The 13,256-nt window shown below is 68.1% G+C and carries 15 protein-coding genes; 5 read left to right on the forward strand and 10 right to left on the reverse strand.

Features of this window, described 5'->3' with window-relative positions:
• Nucleotides 1-17 precede the first annotated feature (17 nt).
• A complete protein-coding gene (locus A6A40_RS09755; protein ID WP_063635212.1) occupies nucleotides 18-785 on the forward strand; it encodes a DsbA family protein in 768 nt (255 codons plus the stop codon).
• 13 nt (nucleotides 786-798) lie between these two features.
• Entirely contained in the window at nucleotides 799-1,428 is a 630-nt protein-coding gene (locus A6A40_RS09760) for an HAD family hydrolase (RefSeq protein WP_063635213.1), read from the forward strand.
• Nucleotides 1,429-1,578: 150 nt separating this feature from the next.
• On the opposite strand, the gene A6A40_RS09770 is transcribed toward A6A40_RS09760, so the two are convergent.
• The 5 genes from A6A40_RS09770 to A6A40_RS09790 form a co-directional block, all read right to left on the reverse strand.
• Nucleotides 1,579-2,247, reverse strand: a complete 669-nt coding sequence (locus A6A40_RS09770; protein WP_063635214.1) for an MT-A70 family methyltransferase — start codon at nucleotides 2,245-2,247, stop codon at nucleotides 1,579-1,581.
• A 126-nt stretch (nucleotides 2,248-2,373) separates the two neighbouring features.
• Nucleotides 2,374-3,081, reverse strand: a complete 708-nt coding sequence (locus A6A40_RS09775) for a Crp/Fnr family transcriptional regulator (RefSeq protein ID WP_063635215.1) — start codon at nucleotides 3,079-3,081, stop codon at nucleotides 2,374-2,376.
• Nucleotides 3,081-3,716, reverse strand: coding sequence for a YgjV family protein (locus tag A6A40_RS09780; protein WP_063635216.1), 636 nt, complete (start codon nucleotides 3,714-3,716; stop codon nucleotides 3,081-3,083). The genes A6A40_RS09775 and A6A40_RS09780 overlap by 1 nt, the downstream gene beginning before the upstream one ends.
• 380 nt (nucleotides 3,717-4,096) lie before the next feature.
• Nucleotides 4,097-4,660, reverse strand: a complete 564-nt coding sequence (locus A6A40_RS32270) for a cold-shock protein (RefSeq protein ID WP_014248651.1) — start codon at nucleotides 4,658-4,660, stop codon at nucleotides 4,097-4,099.
• Between the two features lie 254 nt (nucleotides 4,661-4,914).
• Entirely contained in the window at nucleotides 4,915-6,021 is a 1,107-nt protein-coding gene (locus A6A40_RS09790) for an alkene reductase (protein WP_063635217.1), read from the reverse strand.
• Between the two features lie 193 nt (nucleotides 6,022-6,214).
• Here A6A40_RS09790 and A6A40_RS09795 point away from each other — a divergent pair, with 193 nt between their 5' ends.
• Nucleotides 6,215-6,979, forward strand: coding sequence for a histidine phosphatase family protein (locus tag A6A40_RS09795; protein WP_063635218.1), 765 nt, complete (start codon nucleotides 6,215-6,217; stop codon nucleotides 6,977-6,979).
• On the opposite strand, the gene A6A40_RS31270 is transcribed toward A6A40_RS09795, so the two are convergent.
• Both A6A40_RS31270 and A6A40_RS09805 read right to left on the reverse strand, forming a co-directional pair.
• Nucleotides 6,901-7,332, reverse strand: a complete 432-nt coding sequence (locus A6A40_RS31270; RefSeq protein WP_063635219.1) for a hypothetical protein — start codon at nucleotides 7,330-7,332, stop codon at nucleotides 6,901-6,903. The genes A6A40_RS09795 and A6A40_RS31270 overlap by 79 nt on opposite strands.
• 127 nt (nucleotides 7,333-7,459) lie before the next feature.
• Complete coding sequence (locus A6A40_RS09805; protein ID WP_063635220.1) at nucleotides 7,460-8,194, reverse strand: ribonuclease T2 family protein; 735 nt, start codon at nucleotides 8,192-8,194, stop codon at nucleotides 7,460-7,462.
• A gap of 167 nt (nucleotides 8,195-8,361) precedes the next feature.
• Here A6A40_RS09805 and aat point away from each other — a divergent pair, with 167 nt between their 5' ends.
• A complete protein-coding gene (gene aat / locus A6A40_RS09810) occupies nucleotides 8,362-9,006 on the forward strand; it encodes a leucyl/phenylalanyl-tRNA--protein transferase (RefSeq protein ID WP_063635221.1) in 645 nt (214 codons plus the stop codon).
• A 79-nt stretch (nucleotides 9,007-9,085) separates the two neighbouring features.
• Complete coding sequence (locus A6A40_RS09815) at nucleotides 9,086-10,393, forward strand: IS701-like element ISAzs1 family transposase (RefSeq protein ID WP_063635222.1); 1,308 nt, start codon at nucleotides 9,086-9,088, stop codon at nucleotides 10,391-10,393.
• A 116-nt stretch (nucleotides 10,394-10,509) separates the two neighbouring features.
• Here the strand turns inward: A6A40_RS09815 and A6A40_RS09820 are convergent, their stop codons facing one another.
• The 3 genes from A6A40_RS09820 to bcp form a co-directional block, all read right to left on the reverse strand.
• Complete coding sequence (locus tag A6A40_RS09820; RefSeq protein WP_063635223.1) at nucleotides 10,510-11,643, reverse strand: anhydro-N-acetylmuramic acid kinase; 1,134 nt, start codon at nucleotides 11,641-11,643, stop codon at nucleotides 10,510-10,512.
• Between the two features lie 42 nt (nucleotides 11,644-11,685).
• Nucleotides 11,686-12,549, reverse strand: coding sequence for a phytanoyl-CoA dioxygenase family protein (locus tag A6A40_RS09825; protein ID WP_063635224.1), 864 nt, complete (start codon nucleotides 12,547-12,549; stop codon nucleotides 11,686-11,688).
• 217 nt (nucleotides 12,550-12,766) lie between these two features.
• A complete protein-coding gene (gene bcp / locus A6A40_RS09830) occupies nucleotides 12,767-13,231 on the reverse strand; it encodes a thioredoxin-dependent thiol peroxidase (RefSeq protein ID WP_063635225.1) in 465 nt (154 codons plus the stop codon).
• Nucleotides 13,232-13,256: the final 25 nt, after the last annotated feature.

Genomic DNA, 13,256 nt, shown 5'->3' on the forward strand with positions numbered 1-13,256 from the left:
TTCGGAGACCGCCCACCATGCGCCCCGTCCTGCCGTTCCTGCGTTCCGCCCTGCTGGCCCTGCCCGTTGCGGCGTTGGCGCTGTCCGCCGCCGCTCCGGCCCATGCGCAGTCGGCGAGCTTCGACGGCAACCAGAAGGCCGCCATCGAGAAGATCGTCCGCGATTACCTGATGGAGCATCCCGAGGTCATCCTGCAGGCCGTCGACGCCATGCAGGAGCGCCAGAAGGCGGCGGAGGCCGAACAGGCCCGCAAGGCCCTGGTCGAGAACAGGCAGGAACTGACCCGCAACCCCGCCGATCCGGTCGCCGGCAACCCGCAGGGCGACGTGACGGTGGTGGAGTTCTTCGATTACCAGTGCGGCTACTGCAAGGCCGTGCAGGCCGACACCCAGGCACTGATCAAGGGCGATCCCAAGCTGCGTTTCGTCCTGAAGGAATTCCCGATCCTGGGGCCGGCGTCGCTGCTCGCCTCCAAGGCGGCACTCGCCTCACGCGGCCAGGGCAAGTACATGGAATTCCACAATGCCCTGATGGCCCAGCGCGGCCAACTGGACGAGGCGGTGATCATGCGGCTGGCCAAGTCGGTCGGTCTCGACACCGACCGGCTGAAGAAGGACATGGACTCGCCGGACGTTCTGAAGGTGATCGCGGCCAACCAGGCGCTGGCCGAGAAGCTGAACATCCGCGGCACCCCGGCCTTCGTCTTCGGCGACGAGCTGGTGCCCGGCGCCATCAAGCTGGACGACATGAAGCGGCTGACCGAAGCCGCCCGGGCCAAGGGCTGAGGCGGGCCGTTCCATGACCGCAACGACTGAGCCGCAGACGCCGACCGTCGTCGTCTTCGACGTCGGGCAGGTGCTGATCGAATGGGATCCGCGGCATCTCTACCGCGAGCTGTTCGACGGCTATGAAGACCTGATGGAGGATTTTCTCGACCGGGTCTGTACCCCCGCCTGGAACCTGGAGCAGGACCGCGGCCGTCCCTGGAGCGAGGCGGTCGCCCAGCTGACCGAAGAGCATCCGGACTGCGCCGAGTTGATCCGCGCCTATGACGACATGTGGGAACGCATGGTGCCGGGCCCGATCCCCGGCACGCCGGACATCCTGGCCGAACTTAAGGCCCGCGGAGTCCCGGTCTACGCCATCACCAACTTCTCCGCCGACAAGTTCGAGATGACGCGCAAGCGCTTCGACTTCCTGAACGGCTTCGACGGCATCATCGTTTCGGGTCAGGAACGACTTGTGAAGCCCGACCCGGCGATCTACCGGCTGCTGATCGATCGTTACGGTCTCGAACCGAAGCACTGCTACTTCATCGACGACAACCCCGACAATGTCGAGGCGGCCAAGTCGGTGGGCATGTCGGCGCACCTGTTCCTGGGCGCCGAGGCGCTGCGGCGCGATCTGGTGGCGTTGGGGGTGTTGTGAGAGGGGTGTTTGCCCCCTCCCTAACCCTCCCCCGCTAACGCGGGAGAGGGGACTGCCGCTGTTCCTTTGCAGAATCTCCGCAACGATCCTGCCCCCTCTCCCGCGAAGCGGGGGAGGGATGGGGAGGGGGCCGCGACGATAGTACTCCCCCTACTCCGCCGCCGCCTCGCGGTCGCTCGCGGAGTTGAAGGCGTAGGTCTTCCAGGTCGGCTCATAGCTGTCGTCGGCCTGGTTGCCCCACACCGACCAGTTGGGCCGGGCGCCGCGGGCGAACATTTCCAGAAAGGGGCCGGGGCTGCAGGCCTCGATCAGTTCATACTGTTCGTCGGGCTTGCGGCTGTGCTCGCGCTTGCGGCTTTCGATCAGGTTGACCTGGGTGCGGCCGGGGGGCAGCGTGCGGGCCTTCTTGCCGCGGACACCGAACAGGATCAGTTCGGTCACGTTGCGGAAATAGAACCCCACCCCGCGACCGTCCGACCCGCCGTCCTTGCGCACCTTGTGCCAGATCAGGTTGGTCTTGTACTCGAACCCCCAGCTGCGCATGACCTGAAGGCCTTCCGGCAGCAAGGCATTGGGGACCCAGAGATAGAGGTGCGCGGTGGGGGCGGCGATGTCGGCGACCGGCAGGGCACAGATGTCTTCCACCGTCATGGTGCCGTAGCGCGACAGCCGGCGATGTTCCGGCGCCATCTTGCCGGTGCGGTTGACGAAGCGCCAGGGCGGGTCCGCCATCACGGTGGCGAAGCGCCGGTCACCGGCGAAGGCCACCAGATCCCGCGCCGGATCCGATGCCGTCGCCACCGTGTTGCTGTCGCCCATCGCTGCCTCGAAATCCTGAACAAACCCGGTACTGGGAGGGGTGCAAACTCGCACGCGGCGGCAATCGCCGTCAATCCAGTCTAGCCGTTCCGCCGACGCTGTCACAAGCGGCGGCGGGCGGGTCAGTCACTCCTCCTCGCCCGCCTCGGCCACGGCGCGCAGGGCGGCGCGCTCGGCCACGCTGACGGTCAACCCCTGGGTCTCCACGCCGGAGGCGCGCAGCTTGGCGAGTGCCCGCGACAGGGTTTCCGGCTGCATGCCCAGGCGACGCGCGATCAGCGCTTTGTCGAAGGGAAGCTGGAACTGCGCCGGCCCATCGCCGGGCGGACAGACCCGCATCAGAAAGGCGGCGACCCGCTGCGGCGCCGGTTGGACCTGCAACTGCTCGATCTGTGTCACCAGATGGCGCAGGCGCACCGACAGCGAGCCCAGCATACCGAAGGCGATCCGGTCGTCCTCGCGCAGACAGCGGGCGAATCCGTCAGCCGTCAGGGTCATGACGCGGGCGTCGGTCACCGCCTCCGCACAGACCGGAAACTTTCCGTCTGCGAACATGGCGGCCTCGGCGAAGCTCTCGGCGGGACCGATGACATGGACCACCGCCTCCGTCCCGTCACGGGTCAGGCGGTACAGCTTCACCCAGCCATCGAGCAGCACGAAGAAGCGGTCGGCGGGCTCGTCCTGCAGGAACAGGGTGGTGCCCCGCGGCACCGGCCGCACGATGGCGACACCGCCCAGCAACGAAACCGCTCGGTCGGACAGCTTGGCGAAAAGCGGTATCGCACGCAGCGCGGCGGCATCTTCCGCGGACAGGTTGCTGTGGTGGGTGATCATTACAGCTTCGCCTCCCTGGCCGTTGGCGGCATTGGTGTTGGGCCCATTGGAGTTGGCCCCGTTGGTGTTGGTGGGTGCGGTGCCGTTCGGTCGCTGAGAAGCCTCCAGGCATTGACGGCGATTCCGGTCAGATCGGAGACCATTCCCGGAATCGACCCCACCAGACAGTTGTGCACGAACCAACAGGGCAACGCCACCAACATGGTGCCACGGAACGCCGCAACCCGGGTCTGGTAACGCGCCAGACTGATCAGCGCCATGCCGCCGGCGGCGAAGAGGGACGGCAGGCCGGTCCAGGTCATGGCCATCACTGCGGCAATCGCCGGCAGGATCAGCAGATAGACGATTCGGAAGGCCGGCCAAGCGCCGAGCGCCAGCGCCGCAAGCACCTGCAGCGCAGCAAGGCCGTTCAGCGCCGCCGCGGTCGGGGCGCCCACCAGGGCGAAATGCAAGGCGAAGCCCAGGCAGGGCACCAATTGCACCAGAAGCATCGCCCGGCGGCTGCGGAAAAAAGGCCACAGCATGCCGCCGAGCATGCCGCACAAGCCGACCAATTGAGCAACGGACCACCAGATGTCCGCCTCGCTTCCGCCGCCAAAAAGGGCCGGAAGCTGGACTGTCAGCATCTCGATCATGCGGGAAAGCCCCCCGGCAACGAAAAGGGCGGCGAAACAAGGCGCGGGAAGCGGCGCCGGCCGCCCCGAAGGGCGGCGCAAAGAACAGAGTACCGAATGGGAAAAGCGGAAGACACATGCAACGCACAGCCGGGCCGAACCGGGCCACGGCCGGATCACTCAAGAGCCAGGACCGCAGGAAACCATAACGAAAAAGACAAGAACGCACGGCGCGCCCCCGAGGGGAGGCACCGTGCGGAAAAAGTCCGGATTTTCACCGGGAAGACCGGAACGACGAGCGTTCAAGCCTTCGATACGCTTGTCAGATGAGCGGAGCCAACCGAGCCGGCGCGCGTCCGAAAACGGGCGCCGTCCGGTCGAGGTCCGGGATACCCCGAACCTTACAGGTACTCGACCTTGCCCGCTTCCGGACCCTTCTGGCCCTGACGAACGGTGACGCGCACCTGATCGCCTTCCTGGAGGGTCTGCATGCCCGAACGGCGCAGCACGTTGACGTGGACGAAAACGTCCTTGCCACCGGTGCTGGGCGTGATGAAGCCAAAGCCCTTGTCGGCATTGAACCACTTCACGGTGCCGTCGACTTCTTCGCCGCCGCTGCTGCCGCCGGCATCGTAGCCGCCGCGGTCATAGCCGCCACGGTCGAAGCCGCCGGTCCGCGGACGGGCCGAACGCTGAGCGGTCGACGTATCGACCGTGTGGATGGAGGCCACCTGCGGACCCTTCGGCCCACGGGCCAGGTCACAGGTGATGGTGGTGCCTTCGTCCAGCGCGTCGTAGCCGGCGGCCTGAACCGCAGAGACGTGCAGGAAGGCATCGGGCGAACCGTCCTCAGGCGACACGAAGCCGAACCCCTTGGTGGGGTTGAACCACTTCACGGTGGCGGTGACGTTGGACTTGGTGATCTCGGGAGCGCGGAAGCCCTGGCGGGGCGGGCGGTCGAACATGTGTCTTCAAGCTCATAGAGTGTGCCGAATGTCTTTTGTCACAGGGATCCGGTCCCAGGTCAAGCCTTCCAAAGGAAAGATGGCCGAATCGCCGTTAAATGCCCCACCCCAGGCTCACGCTTGCCGCCACTCCCACGCTCCGGACCGAGGCGGACGGCACCGAAGTGCCACCCGGCTACCGGTCTCCCGCCCATTCACCCTGCCATCGGCGGGCGACTCGGATGCGTTCTGCTCGCCTCCCGTGCAGCGAGTGGTCAGGCTGCCGACTGGCTCAACGTTGGATAATCGGTGTAGCCGTGGCGGTCGCCGCCATAGAAGGTCTTCTGGTCCGGCTCGGCCAGGGGCGCTCCGATGCGCAGCCGCTCCACCAGATCGGGGTTGGCGATGAAGGGCCGGCCGAAGGCGATCATGTCGGCATGGCCGCTGGCCGCCGCCTGGATCGCCATGGCACGGTCATAGACGTTGTTGGCCATGTAGTGGCCCTTGTAGAGCGCCCGCAGCTCGGCGAGGTCGCCGCCGAATCCCGGATGCGGACCGCGGGTCACGCCTTCGATCATGTGGAGGTAGGCGAGGCCGTAGCCGTTCAGCCGGCGGATCACCGGGCTGAAGGTGCCGACCGGATCGCTTTCCTGCGCATCGTTGGCCGGGCTCAGCGGCGACAGGCGGATGCCGACCCGGTCGGCCCCGGCCTCCGCCACCACGGCGTCCAGCACCTCGAACAGGAAGCGGGCGCGGTTCTCGGCAGAGCCGCCATAGGCGTCGGTGCGCCGGTTGGTGCCGTCACGCAGGAACTGGTCGATCAGGTAGCCGTTGGCGGCATGCACCTCGACCATGTCGAATCCGGCTGCCAGCGCGTTGCGGGTGGCCTTGCGGTAATCCTCGACGATGCCCGGCAGCTCCGAAATCTCCAGCGCGCGCGGAGCCGGGATGTCCTTGAAGCCGTCGACGGTGAAGGCCTTGATCTCCGGCTTCACGGCGGAGGGCGCCACCGGCAGAATGCCGCCCGGCTGCAGGTCGGGATGGGAGATGCGCCCGACATGCCAGAGCTGCAGGCAGATGTGGCCGCCCCTGGCATGGACGGCGTCGGTCACCAGCCTCCAGCCCGCCACCTGTTCGGCGCTGTGGATGCCGGGGGTGTAGGCATAGCCCTTGCCCTGCCGCGAGATCTGGGTCGCCTCGGCGATGATCAGGCCGGCACTGGCGCGCTGGGCGTAATATTCGGCATTCATCGCGGTCGGCACGCCGGTGGCGTTGTCGGTGCGGCTGCGGGTCAGCGGCGCCATGGCGATGCGGTTGGGCAGGCTGTAGCGCCCGATCGTCACCGGCTGGAACAGGGGGGCCGCGTCCTGGCTGTCCGTCATGTCCGATCCATTCAGATGGTGAAACTGGACAGAAGAGTGTGGCCCGGCCTTCGCCACCGGCAAGGTGCCGATTGGACGCCGCGGAAGACCGGACAGCATGGCTGCCATACTGCCTGCGGTCAGGCGGCGGGACCTTTCGCCTCCTCCGACGGTTAATCCCGACAGTTTCGACCAACAGCCAACGGGATCGCCGATGCAGCAGCGCTGGCCCGACCGAGTCTGGATCGTCCGCCATGGCGAGAGTGCCGGAAACGTCGCGCGCGATGCGGCGCACGCGGCCGGCCTCGTCCGGATCGACATCGATGAACGCGACATCGACGTGCCGCTCAGCCCACTCGGCGAGCGGCAGTCCGACGCGCTCGGCCGCTGGTTCGCCGCCATGCCGGCGATGGATCGACCCGACGTGGTGCTGACCTCGCCCTACCGCCGGGCACTGCAAACGGCAGAGCGGCTGCACCAGTCGGGCGGCCTGCCGGTCGACCCGGCCGACTTCGTCATCGACGAGCGGCTGCGCGAGAAGGAATTCGGCGTTCTCGACCGGCTGACCACCGCCGGCATCCGCCAGGAGTTTCCGGAACAGGCCGAATTCCGCCGCCTGTTGGGCAAGTTCTACCACCGCCCGCCGGGGGGCGAGAGTTGGTGCGACGTGATCCTGCGGCTGCGCAGCGCGCTCGACACCATCAGCCTGCATCACGGCGGTCGGCGGGTGCTGATCGTCGGACATCAGGTGGTGGTGCTGTGCCTTCGCTACCTGCTGGAGACCATGACGGAGGACGAAATCCTGGCCATCGACATGGCGGGCGATGTCGCCAACTGTTCCGTCACCGAATACCGGTTCGATGCGAAGGCAGGCCCGCGCGGCGGGCTGTGCCTGCACCGCTACAACGTCGTCGCCCCGCTGGAGGAGGCCGGCGCCCCGGTGACAGCCGAGCCGGACGCCGCCGTCGCCGCCCGGTAGGAGACACGCCCGTGGATTGCATCGAAGAAGTTCCCGTCACCGCCGAGTTGCTGCGCGGCATGCCCCTGCCCCAGCCGGATGGCGACGGCGACAAGGAAACCCGCGGCCGGGTTCTGGTTATCGCCGGCGGCGTGCCGGTGCCGGGCGGCGCCCTGCTGGCCGGGATCGGCGGAGGGCGGCATCGCCCCCGAGTTGGGCAAGGCGCTGGCCGAGCGGGCTTCGCGCTGCGACACCGTGCTGATCGGCCCCGGCATGATGGACGAGGCGGCGATGGCGGAACTGACCGCCGACCTGCTGACCCGCCTGGAGCCCGCCGGTGACTCGACGGGCGCCAGCCCGGAGCAGGCCGCCATCTGGGGCGTCTATCTGCATGGTGAGGCCGGGGATCGGCCCGCTCGGCTTCCTCGCCCGCGAACTGCTGGCGGAAATCCCGGCAGCGATGGCGGCCCTGGCGACAGGGCCGGAAAGCGATTGACCGCCTCAGCGCAGCGGAGTGGGCGCCGCGGCCGGAGCCGGCGGCAGGGCCGGGACGGCGGGAGCGGCGTTGAAGGTCCGGGGCTGGGCCGGCGCCACCTCCGCCGACAAGGCGGCGTCGCGGTCGCGGCAGCGGTCGACCACCTTCTGGCCACAGTTCATGAAGCCCAGATCCTTGTTCAGGCAGACCCTGACCTCCGACACGTCGCGGCGGGAGCAGACGACCGCCACCCCTTCCGCGGTAAGACCGGGATTGGCCTCCAGGAACAGGCGCTCGACCTGGACGGCAGGCACGGTCGGGCCGGGCGCCTTCAACGGATCGGGGATCGCGACCTTGGCGGCGGCGGCGCGCAGCTTGGCGAAATAGTCGGTGGCGGTCAGACCGGAACAGGTCCCGTGCTTGCGCCACTGGTGCATCATCAGCCCGACGCTGGGCATCACCGTCATGGTCTGGTCCACCACCGCCTTAGGCACATTGCGGTCGCGGGTGCAGGTTGCGGGATAGCTGCCGTCGGTGTATTGCGGCCACAGGCCATGGACGACGAAGCCGTGTTTCCGCTCCCCGCACTGGTCGGGATCGGGGCCGTTCCTGTCGCGGGCGCAGTAGGTCGGCGACCAGGACAGCGACAGGATGTAGTAATCGAAGTTGCCCGGCTCCGCCTTTCTCTGCGCCCAGGCGGGGCTGGCGGCGAAAAGTCCGGCAACCATTACGGACAGGGCTGCGGCAACGGCTCTGCGCATGACGAGTCTTCCCACGGCTGTGCTTCCCAGCGTTGCATACCATGGAAGGAGGTTGCTGTCGCGCAGTCTCGACACCAGTATCATTCGCGCCGAACCTCCGCCCCGGCGCGTCGGCATCGGTGCTTCACCCCATCGCCTGCATTCCCTGATCGGGTATAGTCGTCGGTATGTTCACCTTGTCCGCCCCGATGCTTCTGCGCGCCTATGCCGCCGGTATCTTCCCGATGGCCGAAAGCGCGGAGTCGCGGGAACTCCACTGGTTCGATCCGGAACGCCGCGGCATCCTGCCGCTGGACTCCTTCCATGTGCCGCGAAGCCTGCGCAAGACCCTGCGCCGCGGCCCGTTCGAACTGCGCTTCGACAGCGCCTTCCGCGCGGTGATCGAGGGCTGCGCCGAATCGACGGAGGAGCGGCCGAAGACCTGGATCAACGACGACATCATCCGGCTCTATTGCGAACTGTTCGACGCCGGCTTCGCCCACAGTGTGGAATGCTGGCGCGACGGCCGGCTGGTCGGCGGGCTCTACGGGGTGTCGATCGGCGGTGCCTATTTCGGCGAAAGCATGTTCAGCCGCGAGACCGGGGCCAGCAAGGTGGCGCTCGTCCATCTGGTCGCCCGCCTGCGTGCCGCCGGATTCGCCCTGCTCGACACCCAGTTCGTGACCGAGCATCTGTGCCGCTTCGGCGCCATCGAGATCCCCCGCACCGAATACCGCCGCCGCCTTGCCGCCGCCATGGAGCGCAAGACCGACTTCCGCGTGGTGGACCAGCAGGCGGCGCTGGCGGATTTGCTGGAATCGGCGTCAGGTTAGTTCTACTGTGTCATAAAACCTGGAATGGGACAGCGGTTCGTTGTAGTAAGAGGATTCATGCTTCGTTCAGAGAGGCGGTATGGATCCCCTTGGCACCGCAGGCGGCATCGAATCACGGTTCGCGGCGTATGTCGATCGCCTGTCTCCGGCTTTGGGTCACGCTGATCGCGCGGCGCCGTTTCGTGCCTATTGCACCGGATTGATCCTTCCAGGCGACCGCAAGAGTGTCGAGCCGATGGCCGCGCGGGTGGAGCCGGGACGTGTCGGCGCCGCCCATCAGTCCTTGCACCATTTTGTTGCCAAGGCGGCCTGGGAGGATGCGGCTGTGCTGGCCGGGGTGCGCGATCTGGTTTTGCCGGCGCTGTTGGAACGCGGCCCGATCCGCGCCTGGATCATCGACGACACCGGCATGCCGAAGAAGGGGCGCCATTCCGTTGGCGTGACGCGCCAGTACTGCGGCCAAATCGGCAAGCAGGACAATTGCCAAGTCGCCGTTTCGCTGTCGCTGGCAACCGACCACGCCAGCCTTCCCGTCGCCTTCCGGCTTTACCTGCCGGAGACATGGGCCGGCGACGTGGAGCGCCGGGCTCGGACCGGCGTCCCGGACGGGGTCCTCTTCCAGACCAAGCCGGCCATCGCGCTGGACCAGATCCGCACGGCCATGGCGGCGGGTCTGCCGCCGGGCGTGGTCCTGATGGACGCGGGCTACGGCAACGACACCGCCCTGCGCGAAGGCGTGACCGCGCTGGGGCTGACCTACGTCGCCGGAGTCCAGTCCTCGCTGACCGTCTGGCCGCCCGGTGTGGAACCGCTGCCGCCCAAGCCGTGGAGCGGCAAGGGGCGGCCGCCAAAGCTCCTGCGCCGCGCCCCTGGACATGAACCGATCTCGGTAAAGGCTCTGGCCGAAGGGTTGGCGCCGGAGGCTTGGCGTTCCGTGACGTGGCGGGAAGGCACGAACGCGCCGCTGGCCTCCCGTTTCGCCGCCGTTCGCGTTCACGCCGCGCACCGCGACGAGGAGCGGGCGGTGCGTCGCCCGGAGGAGTGGCTGCTGATCGAATGGCCCGAGGATGAAGAGAAGCCGACCAAGTACTGGTTGTCGACGCTGCCGGAGACAATGTCGCTCGACGCCTTGGTGGAGACCGCCAAGTTGCGGTGGCGCATCGAACGCGATTACCTCGAACTCAAGCAGGAGCTCGGCCTTGGCCATTATGAGGGCCGGGGCTGGCGCGGATTCCACCATCACGCGACGCTGTGCATCGCCGCCTACGGTTTCCTGATTAGGGAACGGGCGGCGATTCCCCCCTCAGGACCACCTCCCTCCGGGCGCCTCCAAGCGCCTGACCTTCCCGAAAGCTTCCGACCCCGCGGGGCCGACGCCCCGCCCTGAGCGCCACATCCCGACGTCCATCGCCACCCTGCGCATCGCAATCGCCAGAATGCTCGCCAGAACCCTTCAGCGATGTCCATGCTGCCACCAACTGCGCACTTTATGACACAGTAGAATTAGCCGGCCGGGTGGAACACGCCCCCGCATTGGGGGGCCGGCACGCCGGTGGTTGCCGGCAGGCTGAGCGGCAGCCCGAGCCGGCTGCGCACCGCAAGATAGCCGAATGCCTGGGCCTCCAGCGCGTCGCCATCCCAGCCGACGAGATCGGCCGACTCGACGGGCACCCCCAGCCGGCCGGCCAGCATCGCCATCAGCGTGGCATTGTGGCGGCCGCCGCCGCAGACCAGCCAGCGCACCGGCGGGGCCGGCAGATGGGCCACCACGCGGGCGACCGAGTCGGCAGTAAAGGCGGTCAGGGTCGCGGCCCCGTCGGCAGGAGACAGGGCGGCGATGGGCGCAGGGTCGAAGGCGTCGCGGTCCAGCGACTTGGGCGCCGGTCGGTCGAACCAGGGATGGGCCATCAGGGCGGCCAGCGCCGCACCGTCCACATGCCCGGCCGCCGCCAGCGCCCCGCCGGCGTCGAAGCGGCCGAGGCCATGCCGCAGCACCCAATCGTCGATCAGGGCGTTGCCCGGCCCGGTGTCGCAGGCCACCACATCCGCTTCCTCCGCCACTGGGCCGTCCGAAGTCTCTGAACCGATCCAGCTGACGTTGGCGACACCGCCGATGTTGAGGATGGCGAGCGGACGCGGCAGGCCATGCGCCAGCGCGCGGTGGAACAGCGGGACCAGCGGCGCCCCCTGCCCGCCAGCGGCCACGTCGGCGCTGCGGAAGTCGTTGACCACGGCGATGCCGGTCGCCGCGGCCAGCCGGGCGCCGTCGCCGATCTGCCGGGTCAGGCGCCGGTCGGGATCGTGATGGATGGTGTGGCCGTGGAACCCGATCAGCTCGACCTCGGCCGCCGCGACGCCCGCCTGGTCCAGCAGGCGGCGCACCGCATCGGCATGGGCGTCGGTCAGCTCGCGCTCGACCTCCGCCACCGGCCCGCCATTGTCGGCCCTCCCGAGGCAACCGCGCAGCCGCGCACGGAAGCCGTCGTCATAGGGGACGGTCAGGAAGGAGAGCGCCTCCACCCGGTCACGCCCGTCGGTGCGCAGCAGGGCGGCGTCGATGCCGTCCATCGACGTGCCGCTCATCAGGCCGACGACGGTGCGCAGCCCCTCCCCGACATCCCCGTCCCGGCATTCCATCGTCCGCTCCGCAACCGTCATCGTGACGGGGCGCACTCTAGACTAGCTGAGCCAAAGCTGCAGCATCAGCCGGTCACGGTCGGCCGGCGGCACGGCGCGGTGGTAGCAGGAGGTGTCCTCCAGGAAGCCGGTGCCCGCCGGCCCCGCCACCTTCAGGATGCGGTCGCGGGCGAAGCGGGTGAACAGCTCCTCGTCGCGGGCATTGGCGGAGCCCAGCAGCATGCGCAGCGACTTGCCGTGATGGCTGCCGCGGACCAGCTCATGCTCCCCCGCACCGGGGCTGACGTCGGTCAGGTAGAATTGGGCCGAGCAGAAATGGAAATCGTGGACGTCGTAATGCCAGTCGATGGTCTGGCCCGACTGCCGGCGCTCGTCGTCGCCGGCGTCGGTGACGAAGCTCCAGAACAGGCGCGGGATGATCTTGGTCGCGGGGAACCCCAGGAAGGCCCCGGCGCATTCCATCAGCAGCGGATCGCGGCAGACCCGTCGGACCGCCGGACAGTCCAGCGGATCGGGGACGATGCCCATCACCGCCGGCGAAGCGTCGGCAAGCCGGCCATTGCGCACCTCATGGCGGTGGAACATCCGCTCGTCGCGCAGCCGCCGCTGCAGAGGGGAATGGGTGGCGAACTCCACCATCTCCTCCACCATCGCGCGGGGCAGGTCGAAGCCGGTGGCGATCGAGTCGCGCCGCAGGTCGGCCAGCGCCCGGTCCGCCGTCCGGCCGGTGAACACGCTGACCGGAAGGGTCGGCAGGGCGACGGGCGGTCCTGCCGGCGCACGCTGCCGCGAGCGGGGGGACAGACGGCGCAAGGCACTGTAACCGCGCCGCACCGTTTCGAAGCGGCCGAGCGCATAGTGGAACTCTCCGGCGACGAGGCGCCGGGCAATATTCGCAACGTTCATTGGTCGTGCATCCCTGGGGCAGCCGAAGGACCAAAACCGCGGTGGGTTGCGCGGCCTCTGGTGCAGGAATGCACGGAGTGTAGGCAGGTTTGGGGCGATTCTAAAAATACCCTTGTGGCGTACGCCCTCGCGCCGGAGGAATAGCCGGGGCGGCAGGGCGTCCATCCCTTACGGCTCAAGGCCGGGAGAAAACGGCGCCCCGCCTTCACGCGACAGTTTACAGCGCCTGCACGGCCTTCAGCACCGCCGCGACATGGCCGGTCACCTTCACCTTGCGCCAGACGTTGCGGACCACGCCGTCCTTGTCGATCAGGAAGGTGGCGCGGTCGATGCCCATGTACTTGCGGCCGTACATGCTCTTTTCGACCCAGGTGCCATAGGCCTCGCAGACGGCGCCGTCGGTGTCGGAGGCGAGCGTGAAGGTCAGTTCATGCTTGGCCTTGAACTTGTCGTGGCTGGCGACGCTGTCCTTGGACACGCCGATCACCACCGCATCGACGGCGGAGAAGTCGGGCTGCTGGTCGCGGAAGCCGCAGGCCTCCGACGTGCAGCCCGACGTGTCGTCCTTGGGGTAGAAATACAGAACCACCGGCTTGCCGCGCAGGGCCGACAGGGTGACGCTGCCCCCGCCATCGGTCGGCATGGTGAAATCCGGGGCGGGCGATCCGACGTCTACGGTCATGGCTGCTCGAATGTCCTTCTTCTTG

Source organism: Azospirillum humicireducens, assembly GCF_001639105.2.
Classification (GTDB): Bacteria; Pseudomonadota; Alphaproteobacteria; order Azospirillales; family Azospirillaceae; genus Azospirillum; species Azospirillum humicireducens.